19 protein-coding genes are annotated in these 23790 nt (G+C 62.5%); all 19 read left to right on the top strand.

Features of this window, described 5'->3' with window-relative positions:
• The first annotated feature begins 5 nt into the window (after nucleotides 1-5).
• The 19 genes from AC06G5_RS16750 (at nucleotide 6) to AC06G5_RS16660 (ending at nucleotide 23782) form a co-directional block, all read left to right on the top strand.
• Nucleotides 6-2105: an acetate--CoA ligase family protein gene (locus AC06G5_RS16750; protein ID WP_480457649.1), complete on the top strand. Its 2100-nt coding sequence runs from the start codon at nucleotides 6-8 to the stop codon at nucleotides 2103-2105.
• Nucleotides 2106-2115: 10 nt separating this feature from the next.
• On the top strand, nucleotides 2116-3723 hold the full coding sequence (locus AC06G5_RS16745) for a 5-guanidino-2-oxopentanoate decarboxylase (protein WP_413427987.1): 1608 nt from the start codon (nucleotides 2116-2118) through the stop codon (nucleotides 3721-3723).
• A 132-nt stretch (nucleotides 3724-3855) separates the two neighbouring features.
• Nucleotides 3856-5046: a pyridoxal phosphate-dependent aminotransferase gene (locus AC06G5_RS16740; protein WP_480457647.1), complete on the top strand. Its 1191-nt coding sequence runs from the start codon at nucleotides 3856-3858 to the stop codon at nucleotides 5044-5046.
• Nucleotides 5039-6454 carry an aldehyde dehydrogenase family protein gene (locus AC06G5_RS16735; RefSeq protein WP_480457645.1) on the top strand — a complete coding sequence of 472 codons (1416 nt, stop codon included), beginning with the start codon at nucleotides 5039-5041 and terminating at the stop codon, nucleotides 6452-6454. The genes AC06G5_RS16740 and AC06G5_RS16735 overlap by 8 nt, the downstream gene beginning before the upstream one ends.
• 98 nt (nucleotides 6455-6552) lie before the next feature.
• Nucleotides 6553-8154, top strand: a complete 1602-nt coding sequence (locus tag AC06G5_RS16730) for an ABC transporter substrate-binding protein (RefSeq protein WP_413427976.1) — start codon at nucleotides 6553-6555, stop codon at nucleotides 8152-8154.
• A 166-nt stretch (nucleotides 8155-8320) separates the two neighbouring features.
• Nucleotides 8321-9280: an ABC transporter permease gene (locus AC06G5_RS16725; protein WP_413427977.1), complete on the top strand. Its 960-nt coding sequence runs from the start codon at nucleotides 8321-8323 to the stop codon at nucleotides 9278-9280.
• Nucleotides 9281-9283: 3 nt separating this feature from the next.
• A complete protein-coding gene (locus tag AC06G5_RS16720) occupies nucleotides 9284-10111 on the top strand; it encodes an ABC transporter permease (protein WP_480457642.1) in 828 nt (275 codons plus the stop codon).
• A gap of 2 nt (nucleotides 10112-10113) precedes the next feature.
• Entirely contained in the window at nucleotides 10114-11760 is a 1647-nt protein-coding gene (locus AC06G5_RS16715; protein ID WP_480457640.1) for an ABC transporter ATP-binding protein, read from the top strand.
• A 9-nt stretch (nucleotides 11761-11769) separates the two neighbouring features.
• Nucleotides 11770-12480, top strand: a complete 711-nt coding sequence (locus AC06G5_RS16710) for an NAD(P)H-dependent oxidoreductase (RefSeq protein WP_413427980.1) — start codon at nucleotides 11770-11772, stop codon at nucleotides 12478-12480.
• Nucleotides 12481-12815: 335 nt separating this feature from the next.
• Nucleotides 12816-14162, top strand: coding sequence for an outer membrane beta-barrel protein (locus AC06G5_RS16705; RefSeq protein WP_480457638.1), 1347 nt, complete (start codon nucleotides 12816-12818; stop codon nucleotides 14160-14162).
• Nucleotides 14163-14250: 88 nt separating this feature from the next.
• Complete coding sequence (locus AC06G5_RS16700; RefSeq protein ID WP_413427982.1) at nucleotides 14251-15561, top strand: ABC transporter substrate-binding protein; 1311 nt, start codon at nucleotides 14251-14253, stop codon at nucleotides 15559-15561.
• Between the two features lie 25 nt (nucleotides 15562-15586).
• On the top strand, nucleotides 15587-16312 hold the full coding sequence (locus AC06G5_RS16695) for an ABC transporter ATP-binding protein (RefSeq protein ID WP_413427983.1): 726 nt from the start codon (nucleotides 15587-15589) through the stop codon (nucleotides 16310-16312).
• Between the two features lie 3 nt (nucleotides 16313-16315).
• Nucleotides 16316-17008 (top strand): ABC transporter ATP-binding protein, encoded by a 693-nt coding sequence (locus AC06G5_RS16690; protein WP_413427984.1) that lies wholly within the window; start codon nucleotides 16316-16318, stop codon nucleotides 17006-17008.
• A gap of 2 nt (nucleotides 17009-17010) precedes the next feature.
• Entirely contained in the window at nucleotides 17011-17874 is an 864-nt protein-coding gene (locus AC06G5_RS16685; RefSeq protein ID WP_413427985.1) for a branched-chain amino acid ABC transporter permease, read from the top strand.
• Nucleotides 17874-18908 carry a branched-chain amino acid ABC transporter permease gene (locus AC06G5_RS16680; protein ID WP_480457635.1) on the top strand — a complete coding sequence of 345 codons (1035 nt, stop codon included), beginning with the start codon at nucleotides 17874-17876 and terminating at the stop codon, nucleotides 18906-18908. Before AC06G5_RS16685 ends, AC06G5_RS16680 begins: the two co-directional genes overlap by 1 nt.
• 184 nt (nucleotides 18909-19092) lie before the next feature.
• On the top strand, nucleotides 19093-20022 hold the full coding sequence (locus AC06G5_RS16675; RefSeq protein ID WP_322617901.1) for a LysR family transcriptional regulator: 930 nt from the start codon (nucleotides 19093-19095) through the stop codon (nucleotides 20020-20022).
• 640 nt (nucleotides 20023-20662) lie between these two features.
• Nucleotides 20663-21157, top strand: coding sequence for a cupin domain-containing protein (locus tag AC06G5_RS16670; RefSeq protein ID WP_413428801.1), 495 nt, complete (start codon nucleotides 20663-20665; stop codon nucleotides 21155-21157).
• Between the two features lie 48 nt (nucleotides 21158-21205).
• A complete protein-coding gene (locus AC06G5_RS16665) occupies nucleotides 21206-22225 on the top strand; it encodes a hydroxyquinol 1,2-dioxygenase (protein WP_413428802.1) in 1020 nt (339 codons plus the stop codon).
• Between the two features lie 93 nt (nucleotides 22226-22318).
• On the top strand, nucleotides 22319-23782 hold the full coding sequence (locus AC06G5_RS16660; RefSeq protein WP_413428803.1) for an aldehyde dehydrogenase family protein: 1464 nt from the start codon (nucleotides 22319-22321) through the stop codon (nucleotides 23780-23782).
• Nucleotides 23783-23790 lie beyond the last annotated feature (8 nt).

Raw genomic sequence — 23790 nt, 5'->3', positions numbered from 1 at the left:
TTCCCATGACCCAAACCATTCGTGACAACCTCAAACGCATGCTCGCGCCGCAACATGTGGCGTTTGTCGGCGGCCGGAGCATGGCGCGTGCCCTCAAGCGCTGTGCCGAAGGTGGCTACCAAGGGCAAATGTGGCTGGTCAACCCGCAACACGACAGCCTCGAAGGCGTACCCTGCGTGCGCACTATTGCCGATCTGCCATGCGGGCCGGATGCAGTCTTCATCGCCACCAACCGCGAACTGACCCTGACCTGCGTGGCCGAACTGGCCGCCATCGGCGCGGGCGGCGCGATCTGCTACGCCTCCGGTTTCGCCGAGACCGGCGCCGAAGGCCAGGCCCTGCAACAGCAATTGCTCGAGGCCGCTGGCGACATGGCCTTGCTCGGCCCCAACTGCTACGGCCTGCTCGACTACCTGCACAGCTCCGCGCTGTGGCCGGTGGCCCATGGCGGCAAAGCGGTGGAGAAGGGCGTGGCAGTGCTGACCCAGAGCGGCAACTTCGCCTACAACCTGTCCATGAGCGACCGCTCGCTGCCGGTGGCCTACATGGCCTCGGTCGGCAATCAGGCGCAACTGGGTGTCGCTGAACTGATGGACGTGTTGCTCGACGAACCTCGGGTCACCGCCATCGGCCTGCACCTCGAAGGCCTGAAGAACGTGCCGGGTTTCGCCCGCGCCGCGCATAAGGCACTGGAGAAGGGCATCCCGATCATTGCCCTGAAAACCGGCGTGTCGCAGATCGGCGCCGAGCTGGCCTTGAGTCACACCAGTTCGCTCTCCGGCTCCGATGCACTGTACGACGCGCTGTTCGATCGCCTCGGGGTGATCCGCGTCAGCGGCCCGGTGAGTTTTGTCGAAACCCTCAAGGCCGCGGCCTGCGGCAACCTGCCAGCGGGCAACAGCCTGATCGCGCTGGCCTGTTCCGGTGGTGACGCCGGGCTGATTGCCGACTACGCCGAACGCAATGACCTGGGCTTGCCCAAGCTCGACGACGGTCAGGTGGGTGAATTGGCCCAGGTGTTGCCGAGCTACGCCAACCTGGTCAACCCGCTGGATTTCACCACGGCAATCTGGGGCGACGGCGAAGCCTTGAACCGCATGCTCGACAGCGCACTGCGTACCGAAGCCGACGCGGCGATGCTGGTGCTCGACTATCCGGCGGAGTTTACCGGCGAGCGCAAGGAATGCGACCTGCTGCTGGAGCTGTACTACGCGGCACTGGCGCGTCACGGCAAGACCGGTTTCGTGACCTCGGCCTTCCCCGAATTGCTGCCGGCCCATGCCCGTGAGCGTTTGCACGCGCAAGGCGTCGCGGCATTGCAGGGCGTTGAAGACGGGCTGGCCGCGTGGGGCCGCATCGCCGGTTATCAGCGCAAACGCCAGGCGTTGCTGGCGCTGGGCGAATCGGCATTGGTCCCGCTGTGCCCGCAAGCGCTGGACGGTGAGGGGCGTTTGCTCAATGAATGGGATTCCAAACAGGCTTTGCGAGCCTTTGGCCTGCCGACGCCAAACGGCGTATTGAGCACTCCGCAGAATGCCCTGAAGGACGCCGCGTCGCTGGGCTATCCGCTGGTATTGAAAGCCGTCAGCGCACAGCTGCCTCACAAGACCGAGGCCGGTGCCGTGGCGCTGAACCTCAAGGACGACGCGGCCTTGAGTGTCGCGCTGGACACTATGCGCGCCAGCATCAAAGCCTACGCCCCGGACGTGGCCTTCGATCAACTGTTGCTGGAGCCGATGGCCAGGCCGCCACTGGCCGAGCTGATCGTCGGCATCAAGCGCGAAAACGATTTCGGCCTCGCACTGGTGATCGGTGCCGGCGGCATTCTGGTCGAGCTGCTCAAGGACAGTCGCAGCCTGCTGCTGCCGACCACCGACGGCGCCATCCGCAATGCCTTGCTTGGCCTGCGCAGTGCCCCGTTGTTGCAAGGTTTCCGTGGCCGCGAGTCGGCCGACCTGGACGCCCTGGTAACGGCGATCCGCGCGGTGGCCGACTACGCCTGCGAAAACGCCGCGCAATTGCTGGAGCTCGATGTGAACCCATTGTTGGTCGGTGCCCATGGCACGACCGCGGTCGATGCGTTGATTCGCCTCGGCCATGAGTGAGGACATGAACATGCAAAGCAAAACCTTGACCGGTGGCCAGGCGCTGGTGCGCCTGTTGGCCAACTACGGCGTCGATACCGTGTTCGGCATCCCCGGCGTACACACCCTGGAGCTGTATCGCGGCTTGCCCGGCAGTGGCATTCGCCACGTCCTGACCCGCCATGAACAGGGCGCCAGTTTCATGGCCGACGGCTACGCCCGGGTCAGCGGCAAACCCGGCGTGTGCTTCATCATCACCGGCCCGGGCGTAACCAACGCCGCCACCGGCATCGGCCAGGCCTACGCCGACTCGATCCCGATGCTGGTGATTTCCAGCGTCAACCACAGCGCCAGCCTCGGCAAGGGCTGGGGCAGCCTGCACGAGTGTCAGGACCAGCGGGCAATGACAGCGCCGATCACCGCGTTTTCCGCAGTGGCACTGACCGCCGAAGACCTGCCGGAACTGATCGCCCGAGCCTACGCGGTGTTCGACAGCGAGCGGCCGCGCCCGGTGCACATCTCGGTGCCGCTGGATGTGCTGTCGGCGCCGATCGCGCGTGACTGGAGCAACGACGTGGTGCGTCGTCCGGGGCGTGGTCCGGCGGCCGCCACTGCAATCGATCAGGCCGTGGCCAAACTCAACGAGGCGAAACGCCCGATGATCATCGCCGGTGGTGGTGCACTCAACGCCACTTCGCAACTGCAAGAGATCAGCACCCGACTTGCTGCTCCGCTGTTCACCAGCGTCGCCGGCAAGGGCTTGCTGCCGCCGGGTGCGCCACTCAACGCCGGCTCCTCGCTGTGTGTGGAACCGGGTTGGAATCTGATTGCCGAGGCCGATGTGGTGCTGGCGGTCGGCACCGAAATGGCCGACACCGACTTCTGGCGCGAACGCCTGCCAGTCAATGGCGAACTGCTGCGCGTCGATATCGACCCACGCAAATTCAATGATTTCTACCCATGCGCGGTGGCGTTGCATGGCGACGCGCAACAAACCCTCAGCGGTTTGCTCGAGCGCCTGCCGTCCGACGTGCGCGACGCTCGCGCAGCCATTGCCTCGGTTGCCGCACTGCGCGAAGCGGTCAAGGCCAGCCATGGCCCGTTGCAGTCCATCCATCAATCGATTCTCGACCGAATCGCTGCGGAACTGCCGGAAAACGCGTTCATCAGCACCGACATGACCCAACTGGCCTACACCGGCAACTACGCCTTTGACAGTGCCGCCACCCGCAGCTGGTTGCACCCGACCGGCTACGGCACCCTGGGTTACGGCCTGCCGGCCGGGATCGGCGCCAAGTTCGGCGCGCCGCAGCGACCGGGGCTGGTGCTGGTGGGCGACGGCGGGTTCCTCTACACCGCGCAGGAACTGGCGACCGCCGTCGAGGAACTGGACAGCCCGCTGGTGGTGCTGCTGTGGAACAACGATGCGCTGGGGCAGATCCGCGACGACATGCTCGGCCTGAACATCGAGCCCATCGGCGTATTGCCTCGTAACCCGGATTTCGCCGCCCTCGCTCGTGCGTTCGGCTGCACCGTGACCCAGCCGCAGAACCTCGCGGAACTGCAAACCGACCTGCGCCATGGCTTCACTCGCAACGGCGTCACCCTGATTGAGCTCAAGCATGCTTGCGTTCGCTGAGTTCACTGTAGGAGCGAGCACGCTCGCGATGGACGTCAACGATTACGCGCGCTGTCTGAATGACCGGGTTGCCCTAACGTTTTTCGCGAGCATGCTCGCTCCTACAGGGATCATGTTTATAGGAGGAAGGCCATGCGCTTTTCCGATCTGACTCAACGTATCGCCGGTGATGGCGCCGCCGCGTGGGATATTCACTACCGCGCCCTGGCGCTGCGCGAACAGGGCGAAGACATTTTGCTGCTGTCCGTGGGCGACCCGGATTTCGACACGCCACAGCCCATCGTGCAGGGTGCCATCGACAGCCTGCGCAGCGGCAACACGCACTATGCCGAGGTGCGCGGCAAGCGTGCCCTGCGTGAAGCCATCGCCAGGCGCCATCAACAACGCAGCGGCCAAACCGTTTCGGCGGATCAGGTCACCGTGCTGGCCGGGGCGCAATGTGCGCTGTTCAGCGTGGCCCAATGTGTACTCAATCCGGGTGACGAAGTGATCGTCGCCGAACCGATGTACGTCACCTACGAAGCAGTGTTTGGTGCTTGCGGTGCCGTGGTGGTGCCGGTGCCGGTGCGCTCGGAAAACGGCTTTCGTGTGTTGCCCGAGGATGTCGCCGCGCGCATCACGCCACGCACCCGGGCACTGGCACTGAACAGCCCGCACAACCCGTCCGGCGCCAGTCTGCCGCGCAGCACGTGGGCCGCCTTGGCTGAGTTGTGCATCGCCCACGACCTGTGGTTGATTTCCGACGAGGTCTACAGCGAATTGCTGTTCGAAGGCGAACACGTCAGCCCGGCTAGCCTGCCGGGCATGGCCGAGCGCACGGCGACCCTCAACAGTCTGTCGAAATCCCACGCCATGACCGGTTGGCGCGTCGGCTGGGTGGTGGCGCCGCCATCGTTGGCCGCGCACCTGGAAAACCTCGCGCTATGCATGCTCTACGGCTCGCCGGATTTCATTCAGGACGCCGCCGTGGTGGCCCTGGAAAGCAACCTGCCGGAACTCGAAGCCATGCGCGAAGCCTATCGCCAGCGTCGCGACCTGGTGTGCGACAGCCTGGCCGATTGCCCCGGCGTGCGGCCGTTGAAGCCTGATGGCGGCATGTTCGTGATGCTCGACATCCGCCAAACCGGGCTCAGCGCCCAGGCGTTTGCCGACCGGCTGCTGGATCGCCACGGCGTCTCGGTATTGGCTGGCGAGGCCTTTGGTCCGAGCGCGGCGGGGCACATTCGACTCGGTCTGGTGGTCGGCGCCGAACCGCTGCGCGACGCCTGCCAGCGCATTGCCCGTTGTGCCCGAGAACTGATGGAGGCCCAGGTTCATGCTTGATTACAAGACACTGTTTATTGATGGCCGCTGGCAAAAACCGTCGGGGTGGGGCATCGCCGAGGTGATCAACCCGGCAACCGAAGAAGTGGCAGGCAGCGTGCCGCTGGGCGATGAGCGCGATGTCGACAATGCCGTGTCGGCGGCCCGCCGGGCATTCGATTCATGGTCGCGTACGCCGTCGAGTGTGCGCGCCGGCTACATTCGCGCCCTGGCCGAGCAATTGCGCAATCGTGCCGATGAGATGGCCTCGGTCATCACCGCTGAACTGGGCATGCCGGTGCAATGGTGTCGCTCGGTGCAGGTCGACGGGCCGATCCTCGGCCTTGAGCAGTACGTCGAGCTGGCCGGGCTGATGGACGAAGTGCGCGAAGTCGGCAACTCGCTGGTGATTCGCGAAGCGGTGGGCGTCTGCGCGTTCATCAATCCGTGGAACTACCCGCTGCACCAGTTGATCGGCAAACTGGCCCCGGCACTGGCCGCCGGTTGCACGGTGGTGGTCAAGCCGAGCCAGGACACGCCGCTGCACGCCTTCCTGCTGGCACAGATGATCGAGGACATCGGTTTGCCGGCCGGGGTGTTCAACCTGGTCAGCGGGCCGGGTTCGAAAGTCGGCGAAGCACTGGCCAAACACCCGGACGTGGACATGGTGTCGTTCACCGGGTCCACCGGCGCCGGGGTGCGGGTCGCGCAGGCAGCGGCGCCTTCGGTGAAACGGGTGTGCCTGGAACTGGGCGGCAAGTCGCCGCTGCTGATCGCCGAGGATGCGGACCTGGCAGCGGCCGTGCGCTACGGCGTGCAGGACGTGATGATCAACTCCGGCCAGACCTGCACCGCGCTGACCCGCATGCTGCTGCCAGCCAGCCGCTACGCCGAGGCCGTCGAACTGGCGCTGGCGGAAACCTTGAGCCTGCGCATGGGCGATCCCCTCGACCCGCAAAGTTTCCTCGGCCCGATGTGTTCGGCCGGGCAGCGGCGCACCGTGCTCGACTACATCAAGGTCGGTCAACAGGAAGGCGCACGATTGCTGTGTGGCGGTGAGACACCGGCGGCGTTCGAGCGCGGCTTCTATGTCAGCCCGACGCTGTTCGCCGATGTCGACAACCGCATGCGCATCGCCCAGGAAGAAATCTTCGGCCCGGTGCTGTGCCTGATTCCCTACACCGATGAGGCGCAAGCGATCCAGATCGCCAATGACTCACCGTTCGGCCTGTCCAGCGGCGTCTGGGCCGGCAGTGCCGAGCGTGCCTTGCAACTGGGGCGGCAGATGCGCGCCGGCCAGTGCTTCCTCAATGGCGCGGCGTTCAATTATCAGGCGCCGTTCGGTGGCTACAAACAATCGGGCAATGGTCGGGAGTGGGGGGAAGAGGGACTGAACGAGTTCGTCGAAGTGAAGGCGATCCAGGTGTGACGGCTGGCGATTCAAACGTTGTATGCACCGGGCCCTGGCCCGGTGCTTTGCGTGGCATTGAATTGGTATTCCATTAGCGTTTGATCAGGGGCAATGCAATGAGCGATAACAAAAACAAGATTACTCAAGCGAACCATGAATTCAGCTTCCCGCGCAGAGACTTCCTCAAGTACAGCGCGGCGGCTGCGGCGGTGGCCGGAGCGTTCTCCATGGGGCTGCCGTTTGGCGCCTTTGCCGGGGAGGCCACGCCAAAACCCGGTGGCGTGCTGCGTCTGGGCCTGGCCGGTGGCAGCACCACCGACTCCAGGGACCCTGGCTCCTGGTCCGACACCTTCACCTTCGTCGGCTTCTCGGCGGTCTATAACACCCTGACCGAAATTGCCGTCGACGGCACGGCCATCCCCGAACTGGCCGAAAGCTGGACCTCGACCCCCGACGCGCGTGTCTGGACGTTCAAGGTTCGCCAGGGCGTGACCTTCCACAACGGCAAGACCCTGACCGCCGACGACGTGGTCGCTTCGATCCAGCATCACCTCGGCGAGAAATCCACCTCGGCGGCCAAGACTGTATTGGGCGACGTGGCCAAGGTCAGCGCCAATGGCAGCGACAGCGTGGTGTTCGAACTGCACTCGGGTAACGCCGATTTCTCCTACGTGGTCGCCGATTATCACCTGGCGATCATGCCGGGCAAGGATGGCATGGCCGACTGGCAGGCCGGTGCCGGCACCGGTGGCTATCGCCTCAAGGACTTCGAGCCGGGCGTGCGCATGACCCTGGAGCGCAGCCCCGATTACTGGAAACCGGGCCGGGCACACTTCGCCAGCGCCGAGTTGATTGCCATTTCCGACGGTGCGGCACGGGTCAATGCGCTGGTCACCGGGCAAGTGGACGTGATCAACAAGGTCGACCTGAAAACCGTCGCGCTGCTCAAGCGCAACCCGAACCTGGTCATCGAAGAAACCAAAGGCGCCCAGCACTACACCTTCCCGATGCTCACCGACAGCCAGGTGTTCCTCAACAATGACGTGCGTCTGGCGATGAAGCACGCGATCAACCGCGAAACCCTGCTGGCTTCGGTGCTGCACGGCTACGGCCTGGTGGGCAACGACCACCCGATTCAGCCCGGCAGCCGCTTCATCAACACCGCGCTGGAACAACGCACCTATGATCCGGACAAGTCGCGCTTCTACCTGAAAAAAGCCGGTCTGGATTCGCTCAAGGTCCGCCTGCAAGCCTCCGATGCGGCCTACACCGGCGCGGTGGATGCCTCGGTGCTGTTCAAGGAACAGGCCCGCGCCGCCGGGATAGACATCGATGTAGTGCGCGAGCCGGCGGACGGCTTCTTCTCCAACGTGTGGATGAAGCAGCCGTTCACCACCTCGTTCTGGTACAGCAGCCTGACCGCCGACCGCATGTTCAGCATTGGCTACGCCAAAGGCGCGGCGTGGAACGAAACCCACTGGGACAACCCGCGCTTCAACCAGCTGCTCAACGCCGCCCGCGGCGAGATGAACGACCCGCTGCGCCGCGAGATGTACAACGAAATGCAGGCGTTGTGCCGGGACGAGGGCGGGGCGATCGTGCCGCTGTTCGCCAGTTCCGTGGCGGCACGTTCCAACCGCGTGGTGCACGGCGGGCAGACCGCGCCCTATGGCGAGCTGGATGGCCTGCGGGTGATCGAGCGGTGGTGGCAGGCGTAAAAAATCGTCAAGCCAGTGAAGATCAAATGTGGGAGCGGGCTTGCTCGCGAATGCGGTGTGTCAGTCACCATAAATGTTTACTGACAGGGCCGCTTCGCGAGCAAGCCCGCTCCCACAGGGGAAATTCGCAGTCATCACAAATGTGCCCATTTCAAGGAATTGCGCGGTGAATAGTATTTTCAGGTTGCTACTTCAGCGTTTGGCATTGGGGCTGTTATCGCTGTTCGCGGTATCAGTGATCATTTTCCTGGCCGTCGGCATGCTCCCGGGCGATATCGCCCAGGCCATGCTCGGCCAGTCGGCCACCCCGGAAACCGTGGCGGCGTATCGAGCGCAACTGGGGCTGGACCTGCCGCCGTTGACCCGTTTCGGCCACTGGATCTGGCACCTGCTGCAAGGTGACCTCGGCGTGTCGCTGGCCAACCAGCGCCCGATTGCTGAACTGGTGGGCGCGCGTTTGGGCAACACCTTCAGCCTCGCCTTGCTGGCGGCACTGGTGTCGGTGCCGCTGGCCTTGCTGCTGGGGATGCTCGCGGCGTTATACCGCAACAGCTGGTTCGACCGGTTGCTCAACACCTCGGCCCTGAGCGCGGTGTCGTTCCCCGAGTTTTTCGTTGCCTACATCCTGATCCTGGTGTTCGCGGTGAAGCTCAACTGGTTCCCGAGCATTTCCAACCTGGCGCCGGATGCCTCGTTGGGCACGGTACTGCAACGCTCGGTGTTGCCGGTGGCGACCCTGAGCCTGGTGGTAATCGCGCAGATGATGCGCATGACCCGCGCCTCGTTGATCAACCTGCTGGCCAGCCCCTACATCGAAATGGCCCGGCTCAAGGGCATCAGCCAGTCGCGGATCATCTTCCGTCACGCCTTGCCCAACGCCCTGGCCCCAATCGTCAACGTGGTGGCGCTGAACCTGGCGTACCTGGTGGTCGGCGTGGTGGTGGTCGAGGTGGTGTTTGTCTATCCGGGGCTCGGCCAGTTGCTGGTGGATTCGGTGGCCAAGCGCGATATCCCGGTGGTGCAGGCTTGCAGCCTGATCTTCGCCGCGACCTACATCCTGCTCAACACCAGCGCCGATGTGCTGTCGATTGCCAGCAACCCACGCCTGATGCATCCGAAGGGGTAGACCATGAGCCTGTTGAAACAAGTATGGCGGGCGCCGTTGTGCGCCAGGTTCGGGTTGTCGATGATCCTGCTTTACGTGCTGGTGGCTATCTTCGCACCGGTATTGGCGCCGTTCGGCGAAACCCAAGTGGTGGGCGAGGGCTTCGCACCCTGGGGCGGGCAGTTCCTGTTGGGCACCGATAACCTGGGGCGTGACATGTTCAGCCGCCTGGTCTATGGCGCGCGCAATACCCTGGGCATCGCCTTCCTCACCACTGTCCTGGCGTTTCTGCTCGGTGGCTTGAGCGGCCTGATCGCGGCGATCAAGGGCGGCTGGGTCGATCAGGGCTTGTCGCGGGTGGTGGACATCCTGATGGCCATTCCGCAACTGATCTTCGCCTTGCTGATCCTCAGCGTGGTCGGCACCACGGCGACGTCGCTGGTGTTGGTGATTGCACTGCTGGATGCGACCCGGGTGTTTCGCCTGTCTCGTGCCGTGGCGATGAACGTGGTGGTACAGGACTTCGTCGAAGCCGCACGCCTGCGTGGTGAAGGCCTGTGGTGGCTGGTGACCCGCGAGGTGCTGCCGAACGCGGCGGCACCGCTGATTGCCGAGTTCGGCCTGCGCTTCTGCTTCGTGTTCCTGTTTATCAGTGCGCTGTCGTTCCTCGGCCTGGGCATCCAGCCGCCCACCGCCGACTGGGGCAGCATGGTGCGCGACAACGCGGTGCTGATTACCTTCGGCGACATCAGTCCGCTGTTGCCCGCCCTGGCCGTGGCCTTGATCACGGTCAGCGTCAACTTCGTCGTCGACTGGATGCTGCACAAATCCAGCGGCCTCAAGGAATGCTGAACATGACGACTACCAAACCATTGCTGGAAATTCGCGACCTGCACATCGAAGGCCATTACGAAGACGCCTGGCATCCGCTGATCAAGGGCATCGACCTGACGCTGCAACGGGGAGAGGTGCTGGGCTTGATCGGCGAGTCCGGCGCGGGCAAGTCGACCCTCGGCCTGTCGGCCATGGGCTATACCCGCGACGGCTGCCGGATCACCGGCGGCTCGGTGCACTTCGACGGCATCGACCTGCTCAACGCCAAACCTGAAGCCCTGCGCAAACTGCGGGGCCTGCGGATTGCCTATGTGGCGCAGAGCGCGGCAGCCTCGTTCAACCCGGCCCATCGACTGATCGACCAGCACGTCGAAACCGCTGTGAAAAACGGCGGCATGAGCCGCGACCAGGCCATGCGCGACGCGGTGAAATTGTATCGGGTGCTGCGCCTGCCCAATCCCGAAACCATCGGCCAGCGTTATCCGCATCAGGTGTCCGGCGGCCAGTTGCAGCGGGTGATGACGGCCATGGCGATGGCCTGCCATCCGGACCTGATCATCTTCGACGAACCGACCACCGCGCTGGACGTCACCACCCAGATCGAAGTGCTGGCGGCCATCCGCGATGCGGTCGCGACCTATGGCAGTGCGGCGATCTACATCAGCCACGACCTGGCGGTGGTGGCGCAGATGGCCGACCGCATCATGGTGCTGCGCCACGGCAAGCTGGTGGAAGAGGCCGAGACCCGGCAGATGCTCGGCGATCCGCAGGAGGACTACACCAAGTCGCTGTGGGCGGTGCGCAGTTTTCGCACAGAGCCCAAGGCGTGCCCGCAACAGGAGCAACCCTTGCTGGAACTGCGCAACAGCTGCGCCAGCTACGGCCAGCAACCGGTGCTGCACGACGTCTCCATGAAGCTGTATCGCGGCCAGACCCTGGCGGTGATTGGCGAGTCCGGCAGTGGCAAAAGCTCCACCGCGCGGTTGATCACCGGTTTGCTGCCACCGACTTACGGCCAGGTGCTGTACGACGGTGAACCCTTGCCGGCGGACTTTCGCCAACGCAGCAAGGAACAACTGCGGCGCATCCAGATGATCTACCAGATCCCCGACACGGCGCTGAATCCAAGGCAGCGCATCGTCGACATCATCGGCCGGCCGTTGACGTTTTATCTGGGCCTCAAGGGTAAGGCCATGCGCGCCCGGGTTGCCGAACTGCTGGAGATGATCGAACTCGACCCGGCGACCTTCATGGATCGCCAGCCCCGGGAACTGTCCGGCGGGCAGAAACAACGCATCTGCATCGCCAGGGCCCTGGCGGCCGAACCGCAACTGATCATCTGCGACGAAGTGACCTCGGCCCTCGACCAACTGGTGGCTGAAGGCGTACTGAAATTGCTCAACCGCATCCAGCAACAACTGGGTGTGGCCTACCTGTTCATCACCCACGATGTCGCTACTGTACGGGCGATTGCCGATGAGGTATTGGTCATGCAACGGGGCAGGGTGGTGGACCACGGCTCGCGCAGCCAGATTTTCACCCCGCCGCATCAGGACTACACCGGGCTGCTGTTTTCTTCCGAACCGCAAATGGACCCCGACTGGCTCGACCGGTTGCTGGCCACGCGCGCCTCTACACCTTCAACCGATTCGCTGGAACAAGTCTAAGGAACCACCATGAAAGTACTGATCGTCCACGCTCACCCGGAGCCGCAATCCTTCACCGCCGCCCTGCGGGACCAGGCTGTCGCCACCCTCCAGGCCCAGGGCCACGAAGTGCAGGTCAGCGACCTGTACAAAATGAACTGGAACCCGGTAGCCAGCGATGCCGACTTCTCGAACCGGGAAAACCCCGAATACCTGGTCTATGCCCTGGAACAACGCCTGGGCGTGAAGAGCCAGTCGCTGGCGGCGGACATCCAGGCTGAGCTGGACAAACTGCTGTGGGCCGACCTGCTGATCCTCAACTTCCCGATCTTCTGGTTCTCCGCCCCGGCCATGCTCAAGGGCTGGATCGACCGGGTGCTGGTGTCCGGCATCTGCTATGGCGGCAAGCGCTTCTACGACCAGGGTGGCCTGGCCGGCAAGAAAGCACTGGTGACCGTGACCTTGGGCGGTCGTGAACACATGTTTGGCGAGGGCGCGATTCATGGTCCGCTGGAGGACATGCTGCGGCCGATCCTGCGCGGTACGCTGGCTTACGTCGGGTTCGATGTGCTGGAACCCTTCGTGGCCTGGCATGTGCCATACATCAGCGATGAAGCGCGCAAGGGCTTCCTCGACGACTACAGCCGCCGCCTGCAACACCTGAGCGATGATCAGCCGCTGGTGTTTCCGAAACTGTCGCAGTTCGATGAGCAGCTGTATCCGCTGGCAACCAATGCCTGACTAACACCACAACCCCCTGTGGGAGCGGGCTTGCTCGCGAACAGGATCTGTCTGCTGACTCGGATGGCGACTGACACACCGCTTTCGCGAGCAAGCCCGCTCCCACAGGTTCAGCTTTCCCCGCTCCAGGATTGTTCTGAATACGCAAACACTGAAGTCGCCGAGAATGGAATTGTTGGCGTAGTGGCTGGCTTGTAGCCTCCATTACGCCGAACACCACGATCCGCCAACGATCGGGTGGAGCTCAAGCCAGGGCTCATCAAGACGTCATACCTTGCTTTCGGCCACATGCCCCTTCGGGGGATTGGCGCCTAATAAAAATAAGGAAGGCAGGTATGAGTATTCGTGCATGGGGCTGTGCAGCAGCCCTGTTCGCACCCGTTCTGGGTGCCAACGTTTTGTTCCCCTCAATGGCTTGCGCCGCAGACGATCCGATGGGGTCGCTGGTACGCAGTGTGTTCGGCGACAGCCTTGAGCGTGAACATGGGATCAAGGTCTACGGCTGGGCTCAGGCCGGTGTGATCTATAACAACAACGGCACGGATGACGTCAGCAAGCAAAGCTTCTTCAATACCGACGAAGGTGTGAACCTCAACCAGTTCGCCCTGGCCGTGGAGAAAAAACCCAAGAGCAATGTGATCGGCCGCGTCGGGCCGTTTCCCGGGGCCATGCCGCAAGAGGCTGACTGGGGCTTCAATGTCACGGCGCTGTACGGCAAAGACGCGCGCTTCTTCAAAACCTACGGCTGGGACGAAGACCTGGGCGTCAACCGCGAAAACAAAGCCGAAGATCCGGCATTCACCATCGCCCAGGCGTACGCCGACTTCTACTTTCCGGTGCTCGGCGGTTCAGACCTGATGATCGGGATTTTCCACACGCCGCTGGAAAACGAAATCGGCTTCGCCTTGCCATCCCCGGCACCGACTGACTTCTACTCGCACACCTATTCGTTCATGCACGGCCCGGCCAAACATGCCGGCGCGCTGTATTCGTTCAAACTGCCTTCGAAACCTGGCGAAAGCATGCTCGGCTTCGAGCTGGGCGTCGTCCAGGGCTGGAACAACCTGCAAGACCCCAATCACTCGCCGGACGTCATCGCCAACGTGCGCTGGCGCTCGGCGGATTTCGGCACCTGGATCGACTGGGAAAACATCTACGGCAACGGCGCCGGCGACAGCTTCGCCGAATGCAGTTGTGGCTCGCCGCTGCCGGCGGGCACCAAGGATGACGATCTCAAACGCCTGGCGTCTTACCTGACCCTGTCGCAAGTGCTCGACCCGAACAATCGCGTGGCGCTGGAGTTGAACTACGGAAAGCAGGAGCAGGGTGCCTTCGCCGGGTTTGCCAACAAAAACGACGCCACATGGTATGGCACGGACGTGAACTGGTACCACAAGCTCAGCGAAAACCTGATGTGGAACAGCCGCGCCGAGTGGTTCTACACCGATGCACCGGTGCACGTGATGATGGCCAATATCGACCCGCACACCGGGATTCCCGATCCGACCTGGGGCAGTTTCTACGGTGTGACCACCAACCTGGCCTGGACGCCGACACCCAACGTGCGCCTGCGTCCGGAACTGCGCTACGACATCCATTCCGGCCCCGGCCGCGATGCCTATGCCGACGGGCAAAAGGACTCGCAAGTGGTCGCGTCATTCGACGTCAGCTTCTTCTTCTAAACGGATTTCAATGGTTTACCCCCTGACCCTGCGTGTTGGCTGAGCCACACGTGGCGACCCTGTTCGTCCAGGCTTTTGGAGTACTTACATGACAGATAACAATGACAAGAACCTGTTTGGCCGCGGCTTCTCCCGCCGAGATTTTCTTCGCAGTACCGGCGTTGCTGCCGGTGGCGTGGCGCTGTCCAGCCTGCCGTTCAACTTTGCCATCGGCAGCGAGCGGGTGATCAGGCTCGGTTATGTCAGCCCGCAGACCGGGCCGTTGGCGCCCTTTGCGGCTGCCGACAACTACATCATCGAGTCGCTCAAGCAAGTCTTGAAGAACTCGATCACCGTGGCCGGCAAGGCTTATCGCCTGGAGGTCATCGTCAAGGACAGCCAGTCCAACCCCAACCGCGCGGCGGAAGTGGCGAGCGAGCTGATTCTCTCGGATCAGGTCGACCTGATGCTGGTGTCGTCGACCCCGGAAACCACCAACCCGGTCTCCGACCAGTGCGAGATCAACGAGATTCCCTGCATCTCCACGGTTGCACCGTGGCAACCGTGGTTTTTCACCCGTGGCGGCAAGCCGGAGCAGGGCTTTGAGTGGACCTACCACTTCTTCTGGGGGCTGGAAGATGTAATCGGTACCTACAGCGCCATGTGGGGGGCGATGCCGTCCAACAAAATTGTCGGCGGCCTGTTCCCCAACGATGGCGATGGCAATGCGTGGGGCGATCAGAAGCTCGGTTTCCCGCCGGTACTGGCGCAAAAGGGTTTTCAGTTGGTCGATCCTGGCCGCTTCCAGAGTCTGACCGACGATTTCTCCGCGCAGATTGCCGCGTTCAAAAAGGCCGACGTCGAGATCGTCACCGGTGTGGTCATCCCGCCGGACCTGAGCACGTTCTGGACCCAGGCCCGGCAGCAAGGCTTCAATCCGAAAGCCGTGTCGGTGGGCAAGGCATTGTTGTTCCCGACGGCAGTCGAGGCATTGGGCAAGGCCGGCAACAATCTGTCGACCGAAATCTGGTGGAGCCCGACGCATCCGTTCAGCTCGTCATTGACCGGCGCCAGCGCCGGGCAACTGGCCCAAGGTTTTACCCAGGCTACCGGCAAGCAGTGGACGCAACCGTTGGGGTTCGTGCATGCCCTGTTCGAACTGGCCGTGGACATCCTCAAGCGCACCGAAGAAGTCGGTAATGCGCACGCAGTCCGCGATGCCTTGCTCAAGACCAACCTCAACACCGTGGTCGGGCCGATCAACTGGAACGGCGGACCGGTGAAGAACGTCGCCAAGACGCCTCTGGTCAGCGGCCAGTGGCGACTGGGCAAGGACAACAAATACGACCTGATCGTGACCAGCAATGCCACTGCGCCAGCGATTCCGTTGGGCGGTGAGATGCAGGCCATTACGTATTGATTGGGCAAAAGGACACGGGTGCACCATGCAACAGCCACTTCTACAAATGACCGATGTGCACAAGAGCTACGGCCAGGTGAAGGTCACGGATGCAATCGACCTGAACCTGCAACCGGGTGAGGCCCTGGGCATCATCGGCCCCAACGGCGCGGGTAAAAGCACGCTGTTCAACCTGATCGCCGGTGGTGTGGCGGCGGACAAAGGCACGATTCATTTCGAAGGCCGCAACGTCACCCGCGAACCGGTGTTCAAGCGCTGTCAGCAAGGCATCGGCCGCTCCCATCAGATTCCGCATCCGTTCGTGAAAATGACCGTGTTCGAGAACCTGTTGGTGGGCGCGACCTTCGGTGCGCGGTTGCGTGACAAGGAAGCCAGTCAGTGGTGTGCGCAAACACTGGAGCTCACCGGCCTGATGCGCAAGGCCAACGTGCTGGCCGGCTCTCTGACCTTGCTCGACCGCAAACGCCTGGAAATGGCCCGGGCCTTGTCGACCCAGCCGCGTCTGTTGTTGCTCGACGAAATTGCCGGAGGCCTGACCGAACCAGAATGCCTGGCATTGGTGGAAACCATTCAAGGCATCCACAAGTCCGGTGTTGCCATCATCTGGATCGAGCACATCGTGCATGCCTTGCTGGCGGTGGTCAGTCGCCTGACGGTGATCAACTTCGGCGCCAAACTGGCCGAAGGCGAGCCGCACAGTGTCATGGCCGACCCTCGGGTCCAGGACATTTACATGGGCATCGGGAGCTGACGCATGCTGACCATTGAAAAACTCTGTGCCGGTTACGGCGACTTTCAAGCGTTGTTCGACATCAGCCTGACCCTTGACGCCGGTGAAACCGTGGCGATCATCGGCTCCAACGGCGCGGGCAAATCGACGTTCCTGCGTTCGCTGGCCGGGCTGATAAAAAACCAGCCCGGCGCGATCCACTTCAAGGGCCAGGCCATTGGTGACCTCGCGGCCAATCAGGTGTTGGAGCGGGGCATCGCGCTGGTGCCGGAAGGCCGCAAGCTGTTTCCCTCGCTGACGGTCGAAGAAAACCTGCTGATCGGTGCCTACAGCAAACGCCCGGGACCATGGACGCTGAAACGCATCTATCAGCTATTCCCGGTGCTGGAAAAACTGCGCAAACGACCCGGCACTGCTCTGTCCGGCGGCCAGCAGCAAATGGTTGCGATTGGCCGGGGCCTGATGGCCAACCCGCATTTGCTGTTGTGCGACGAAATCAGCCTGGGCCTGGCGCCGACGACGATCAAGGACATCTACGCCGCGCTGCCCTCGATCAAGGCCGACGGCACCACGGTGATTCTCGTTGAGCAAGACATCAATCAGGCGCTGAGTGTCTGCGACCGTTTCTACTGCTTCCAGGAAGGGCGCGTGTCCCTGACCGGGCGCCCTGGGGACGCGGACAAAGCACAAATCAAAGCCGCGTATTTCGGGATCTAGTGATGGAATGGCTCAATACTTTGCTTCAAGGCATGTTGCTCGGCGGCCTGTACGCGATGTTCGCGGTAGGGCTGTCGCTGATGTTCGGCATCATGCGCCTGGTCAATATCGCCCACGGCGACTTCATCGTTCTGGCGTCGTACCTGGCGCTGCTGGTGGTCACTCATCTGGGGTTCAGCCCGCTGGCGAGCTTGCTGATCGTGGTGCCGCTGATGTTCTGTTTCGGCTATCTGCTGCAACGGTTGTTGCTCAACCGCACGCTGGGCACGGACATCCTGCCGCCGTTGCTGGTGACGTTCGGTCTGTCGATCATCGTGCAGAACGTCTTGCTGGAGTTTTTCAGCGCCGATAGCCAGAAGCTGTCCCAAGGCGATCTTGAGGTGGCCAGTGTCGGCATCGGCAGCTTGAGTGTGGGGGTGATGCCGCTGATCGTGTTCGCCAGTGCGTTGCTGATCATCGGCGGCCTGCAACTGCTGTTCTACAAGACCTCGCTGGGCCGGGCGTTTCGCGCCACGTCCGATGACCAGCACACCGCACGGCTGATGGGCATCAATAACGCGCACATCTTCGGTCTGGCCATGGCGCTGGCGATGGCGGTGGTGTCGATTGCCGGGATATTCCTGGCGATTCGCACCAGCTTCGATCCCACCGTGGGGCCGGCGCGCCTGCTGTACGGTTTCGAAGCGGTGATCATCGGTGGCCTGGGCAGTTTGTGGGGCACGCTGGCAGGCGGGGTGATTCTCGGTGTCGCGCAAGCCCTGGGCGCGAAGCTCGATCCCGGTTGGCAAATCCTCGCCGGTCACCTTGTGTTTCTGCTGATCCTGGTCGTGCGTCCGCGTGGCCTGTTTCCCCGGAGTGTCGACTGATGAATGCCCTGAATAATCCCGCGTTGGCCTGGCGCGTACAACGCACGACCACCAGCAGCACGATTGGTCTGTCCTTGCTGGGGCTCTGTGTATTGGTGCTGTTCAGCGCGCCGCTCTGGGCGGATCGTGCCAGTCTGCGTCTGGTGGTGGAGTTCGCGTATTACCTGGCACTGGCGCAAATGTGGAACCTGTTGGCGGGTTACGCCGGCATGGTCTCGGTCGGACAACAAGCGTTCGTTGGCTTGGGTGGTTATTTGCTGTTTATGCTGGCCACCCGGTTCGGCGTGCCGCCCTTGTTCGCCGTCTTGCTATCTGGCGTGTTGGTCGCGCTGCTGGCGATTCCGACGGCGCTGATCGTGTTTCGGCTGCGCGGTGCGTACTTCGCCATTGGTACCTGGGTGGTAGCAGAAGTGTTTCGCCTGGGCTTGGCGCAGATGAGCAGCCTCGGCGGCGGCTCGGGGCAAAGTCTGCCGGCGGCGATTGTTCGGCAGATCGGTAATGACCGGGACGGACGCGAAACGCTGATCTATTTCACCGCGCTGGCCATCGCCATTGCCGCTGTGGCCGTGGTGTTCTTCTTGCTGCGTTCGCGACAGGGGCTGGCGCTGGCGTCGATCCGTGATTCCGAGCCGGCATCCGGCAGTCTCGGTGTCGATACGTTCCTCACCAAACTGATGGTTTACGTGCTGGCCGCCGGGTGCACGGGCGTGGTCGGGGCGCTGATCTTCCTGCAAAAACTGCGAATTTCCCCGGACGCGGCGTTCAACCTGCAGGACTGGACGGCGGTGGTGATCTTCATCGTGATCATCGGCGGTATCGGCACCCTGGAAGGCCCATTGATCGGCACGCTGATTTACTTCGTGCTGCGCGGCTGCCTGGCGCAGTACGGTGCGGTGTACATGATCATCCTCGGCGTAGTGGCGGTGGTGATGATGCTCAAGGCCCCGCAAGGGGTGTGGGGGCTGATCAGCGAACGCCTGGGCTGGCAGGTTTTCCCGATGCAGAGACGTTTGTCTGTTCAATCCCGGCCATGACCTGTAGGAGCGAGCTCGCTCGCGATGGAGGCAAACGATGACGCGGGAAACCTGACTCACCCGGTGCCCTCTGGTTTTTCGCGAGCAAGCTCGCTCCTACAGACAGGTTTTCGCTCGGGATGTGGAGGGACAAGCTAACCTCCGCTGTTTATACAAGAACAAAAGCCTCCAGAGAACCTGCCCCATGGATCGTTTACTCAGTGTCGAAGCCTTTGTGCGGGTTGCCGAAACGGGCAATTTCGCCAAGGCGGCCCAGCAATTGGGCGTGACCCGCTCGGTGATCACCCACCGTATTCAGCAACTGGAACAGTTCATCAACGCGCCGCTGTTTCATCGCAGCACCCGTCATGTACGGCTCTCCGAAGTGGGCGAGACGTACTACAAGGAGTGCGCGGACATGGTCGCGGGCTTCAACTCGCTGACCGAGCACATGCGCGAACTGCGGGCCAAACCCACCGGCAAGCTGCGGGTGCAGATGCTGCCGGGGTTTGCCATCGGTCACTTTGGCCGCATGCTGGCCGAGTTCACCCGACTGTATCCGGACATCGAGGTCGACGTGATCGTCAACGACCGCGTGGTGGACCCCATCGAAGAAGGTTTCGATGTGGCGTTCCAGATGTTCCCGCCGATGGCCGAAACCCTGATCGAGCGCAAGCTGTTCAGCGTGCGCCGATTGTTCTGCATGTCGCCTGATTACGCCGACGAGTTCGGCGTGCCCACCCATCCCCAGGAGTTGTTGCAACACAAGATCGCCTTGTACGAAGGCTATCCATCGCGCAACCGCTGGATCTTCACCCGCGAAGACGAGCAGGTGGAGCTGAGCCTGCCGGGCCAGGTGCGTTCGAACTCGGTGCATTTGCTGCGCGATTACGCGCAGACCGGTGTGTGCATTGTCTGCCTGCCGACCCTGGTGGCCAGCGATGACTTGCTCAGCGGCCGGCTGATTCCGGTGTTGCCGGAATATGCCTTGTCCTCTTTCAACTTTTCCGCGGTGTATCCCGCCACCCAGCGCCGGGCCTTGAAAGTCCGTACGTTGATCGACTTTCTGGTGGACAACTTCGGCGATGAGCCATGCTGGGACAAGCCCTTGCTGGAGCGTGGCTGGGTTCGTTGAGTCTAAACACACCCAAACCTTGCAGGAGCGAGCCTGCTTGCGAAGGCTTTGTGTCTGGCGACGTTTTTTTGTGTACATATCCGTTTTTGCGGTAACGGCCACTAACGGTTCCGCTTTTACAGCGGGTTACTTTGAAAAGCCTGTAGGAGCGAGCTTGCTCGCGATGGTCGTCAACGATAACGCTGGCAGCCTGACACCCCGCGGTGTTCTGTCGTTTATCGCGAGCAAGCTCGCTCCTACAGGGCCCGCCGCGATCGGCCATCCATGGCCGTACGCGGCTAACCCGGCATCCATGCCGGGTTGCCCACTGCGCAGAACCTGCGCTCGGCCTCTCGAGGGGGCAAGAAGATCAAAAGCCAAAGCCAAGGCGAGGCGGCCTCCGGGCCGACCTGATCTAACGTGACCGCGTCCCCCTGTAGGAGCGAGCCTGCTCGCGAAAAACGCCAGGACAACGCTGGGATTCAAACAGCCCGCGTTATCGTTGACGACCATCGCGAGCAGGCTCGCTCCTACAGGGATTGAGGTGGCACCAGTGTTTGCGTTTCGCAAACACTGTTGTCGCCGGTCCTCTAATTGTTCACCGAGGTAGTGCGACGTACTGTTAGCTCACTGTTACTACAACAACAAAACGGTGAAAACCATGAGTAGCGCTGCAATCGAAACGGTCTTCGGCTCGCTGGACAACTACACCAAAGGGTCGGTTGAAATCATCAGCGGCCAGGCCAGTCACTACGCCTTTTCCAATATTTTTGAAGTGGCCGATCAATCCAGCCCTTACGAAAAGGTCGTGGTCGGTTACAACCTCGGCTACGTCGTCGAAACCCTGCGCGCCGAAGGCCAGTCGCCCTGGTACACCGCAGCACACGACGAGTTCGCCATCGTCATGGACGGTGAAGTGCGCGTGGACTTCCTCAAGCTCGATGCGCCATTGAAGGCCGGCGAGGGCACTCACCTGGCGGGTGAAATGCCGGCGGGCAAGCCGATGGGCTACCTCCTGCTCAAGCGCGGCCATCAATGCCTGCTGCCGGTCGGCAGCGCCTATCGCTTCGAAGCCAGTCGCCCGGGCGTGATCCTGCTGCAGACCATCAAAGGCCCGTTGTCGGTGGAGAAGTGGGCAGAGATCTGCTTCAAGTGATCTGCCCGGCCCGACCGTCCAACCCACAACAACAAGAGGAATCCCGCCATGGCCATGCTTGAAACCGCTGCCGAAACCGCCCACTTTGCCGACGACGAAGTCCAGGCCAGCGCGCCCCACGCCGTCACCGGCTACCGCTCATTCAAACTCGGCGCCTTCGAACTGTCGCGCGACGAGTATTTCGCCCGCATCACCTGGCCGGCCAAGGGCCAGACCCGCTCGCACCTGATTCCGGTCGACGCCTTCCTGCGCGCCATGATGCGTGATGTCGCCTGGGGCTTTTTTTATGGCTGGGTCAACTTTGACCACGTCATCGGCACCCGCAACTACTACGGCAAGGTCGACCTGTACGCCGGCACCTTCAACGGCACGCTCAAGGCGGCCGGGGTCAATTACACCGAAAACTTCGAAACGCCGCTGATCATGGCCACCTTCAAGGCTATCCTGCGGGACTGGACCAACGCCACCTTCGACCCTTTTGCCGCCCCGGAAGAAACCGGTAGCGCATTCGGCCGCAAGAACGGCGACAACATCGAAGCCATCGAGCGCTCCCGCATCGCCACCCAACGCATGCCGGGCCTGAAGAATGACTCGCCGCTGCGTGACGACCTGCCGGTCAACCGCCAGTTCATCGACGTGCCACAGGACGAACCGGAAGTCCATGCCGCCGAAGACTTCGAGGGCGAACTGCATGCCTTCAACCTGTTCAAGTACCTGTCGCGCTCCGACGTGACCTGGAACCCGTCGGTGACCTCGGTGTGCAAGGCCAGCCTGTTCTGCCCGACCACCGAGGAATTCATTCTGCCGGTGTTCCACGGCAACGATCGTATCGAGTGGTTCTTGCAATTGTCCGACGAAATCATCTGGGACGTCGGCGACAAGGACGACGGCAATCCCCGTGCGCGCATCACCATGCGTGCCGGCGACATCTGCGCCATGCCCGCGGACATCCGTCACCAGGGCTACTCGACCAAACGCTCGATGCTGATGGTCTGGGAAAACGCCACGCCGAACCTGCCGCAACGCTACGAAAGCGGTGAACTCAAGCCGTATCCGATCGAGTTCTAGGACCTTGTGTCCAGCCCGGCCCCGCGCCGGGCAAAGCGCCCGAGAATCACTTCATCAAACACTGCGCCAGCCGCGCGGTGCGAGGAAACCATTATGCAAAATCAGCTCTATATCGATGGCCGCTTCGTGGATGCCGTCGCCGGCGGCACCATTGACGTGGTGTCGCCCCACGACGGTACGTTGATCACCCGCATCGCCGCCGCCGAAGCCGCTGACATCGACCTGGCCGTTGCCGCCGCCAAACGTGCCTTCCCGGCCTGGTCAGCCCTGGGGGCCGCCGAGCGCGGGCGTCTGTTGCTCAAACTGGCGGACAGGATCGAGGCGTGTAGCGAAGAGCTGGCCCAGCTCGAATCCCTCAATACCGGGCACCCGCTCCGAGACTCCCGTGGCCTCGACGTGCCGCGCACGGCGGCGTGCTTCCGTTATTTCGGCGGCATCGCCGACAAGATCGAAGGCTCGGTGATTCCGGTCGAAGCGGGGTTCCTCAACTATGTGCAACGCAAGCCGATTGGCGTGGTGGGGCAGATCGTGCCGTGGAACTTTCCGCTGATGTTCACCAGCTGGAAAATGGGCCCGGCGCTGGCGGCGGGCAATACCATCGTGATCAAGCCTTCGGAAATCACCCCGTTGTCGACCTTGCGCATCGTCGAGCTGATGACCGAAGTCGGCTTCCCCAAAGGCGTGGTCAACGTGGTGCCGGGTTACGGCCATACCGCCGGGCAAGCACTGGCCGAACACCTCGATGTGGGCAAGATTGCCTTTACCGGTTCAACCGCCACCGGGCGTCGTATCGTCGAAGCCTCCCAAAGCAACCTCAAGCGCATCCAGCTGGAACTGGGCGGCAAGGGCGCCAATATCGTGTTCGAGGACGCCAACCTGGAAGCGGCGGTCAACGGCGCGGCCTGGGCGATCTTTCACAACCAGGGCCAGGCCTGCATCGCCGGCTCGCGACTGATACTGCACAAAGACATCGCCGACCGGTTCCTGGAGCGTTTTATCGCCCTGGCCAAGTCCATCCGCCTGGGCGATCCCCTGGACCCGGAAACGGAAATGGGGCCGCTGACTTCGGCGCTGCATCGCGACCGTGTGCTGGCGTACATCGATATTGCCATCGAGCAGGGCGGCAAGATCCTTGCCGGCGGCAAGGCACCGGACGACAAGGCGTTGGCCAATGGATTTTATGTCGAACCGACGGTGGTCGAGGCCAAGCCCGGTGATCGCGTTTGCCAGGAGGAAGTCTTCGGCCCGTTCGTGACCGTGGTGCGTTTCAGCACTGATGAAGAGGCCCTGGCCATCGCCAACGACTCCGAATACGGACTGGGCAGCGGCCTGTGGACGCAGAACCTGAGCCGCGCACACAAAATGGCCGACGCGATTCACGCCGGCATGTGCTGGATCAACTGCTACAAACGGGTCAACCCGGGCAGTCCGTTTGGCGGTGTCGGCCAATCCGGCTACGGACGGGAAATGGGTTTTGAAGCGATCCACGATTACACCGAAGCCCGTTCGGTCTGGGTCAATGTCGACGCCAACATCCCGCCGTACTACAAACGCTGAGGCCTGCC

Source organism: Pseudomonas sp. WT-JTC, from assembly GCF_056711565.1.
The sequence above is the reverse complement of the archived record's forward strand: the minus strand, read 5'-3'. Positions and strand labels throughout refer to the sequence as shown.

Coding starts and splice junctions, on each gene's coding strand:
- AC06G5_RS16710 (WP_413427980.1), top strand. CDS start 11,770: ATGAAAGTACTGATCGTCCACGCTCACCCGGAGCCGCAATCCTTCACC.
- AC06G5_RS16700 (WP_413427982.1), top strand. CDS start 14,251: ATGACAGATAACAATGACAAGAACCTGTTTGGCCGCGGCTTCTCCCGC.
- AC06G5_RS16750 (WP_480457649.1), top strand. CDS start 6: ATGACCCAAACCATTCGTGACAACCTCAAACGCATGCTCGCGCCGCAA.
- AC06G5_RS16665 (WP_413428802.1), top strand. CDS start 21,206: ATGGCCATGCTTGAAACCGCTGCCGAAACCGCCCACTTTGCCGACGAC.
- AC06G5_RS16695 (WP_413427983.1), top strand. CDS start 15,587: ATGCAACAGCCACTTCTACAAATGACCGATGTGCACAAGAGCTACGGC.
- AC06G5_RS16740 (WP_480457647.1), top strand. CDS start 3,856: ATGCGCTTTTCCGATCTGACTCAACGTATCGCCGGTGATGGCGCCGCC.
- AC06G5_RS16720 (WP_480457642.1), top strand. CDS start 9,284: ATGAGCCTGTTGAAACAAGTATGGCGGGCGCCGTTGTGCGCCAGGTTC.
- AC06G5_RS16660 (WP_413428803.1), top strand. CDS start 22,319: ATGCAAAATCAGCTCTATATCGATGGCCGCTTCGTGGATGCCGTCGCC.
- AC06G5_RS16730 (WP_413427976.1), top strand. CDS start 6,553: ATGAGCGATAACAAAAACAAGATTACTCAAGCGAACCATGAATTCAGC.
- AC06G5_RS16685 (WP_413427985.1), top strand. CDS start 17,011: ATGGAATGGCTCAATACTTTGCTTCAAGGCATGTTGCTCGGCGGCCTG.
- AC06G5_RS16690 (WP_413427984.1), top strand. CDS start 16,316: ATGCTGACCATTGAAAAACTCTGTGCCGGTTACGGCGACTTTCAAGCG.
- AC06G5_RS16670 (WP_413428801.1), top strand. CDS start 20,663: ATGAGTAGCGCTGCAATCGAAACGGTCTTCGGCTCGCTGGACAACTAC.
- AC06G5_RS16680 (WP_480457635.1), top strand. CDS start 17,874: ATGAATGCCCTGAATAATCCCGCGTTGGCCTGGCGCGTACAACGCACG.
- AC06G5_RS16745 (WP_413427987.1), top strand. CDS start 2,116: ATGCAAAGCAAAACCTTGACCGGTGGCCAGGCGCTGGTGCGCCTGTTG.
- AC06G5_RS16735 (WP_480457645.1), top strand. CDS start 5,039: ATGCTTGATTACAAGACACTGTTTATTGATGGCCGCTGGCAAAAACCG.
- AC06G5_RS16675 (WP_322617901.1), top strand. CDS start 19,093: ATGGATCGTTTACTCAGTGTCGAAGCCTTTGTGCGGGTTGCCGAAACG.
- AC06G5_RS16715 (WP_480457640.1), top strand. CDS start 10,114: ATGACGACTACCAAACCATTGCTGGAAATTCGCGACCTGCACATCGAA.
- AC06G5_RS16705 (WP_480457638.1), top strand. CDS start 12,816: ATGAGTATTCGTGCATGGGGCTGTGCAGCAGCCCTGTTCGCACCCGTT.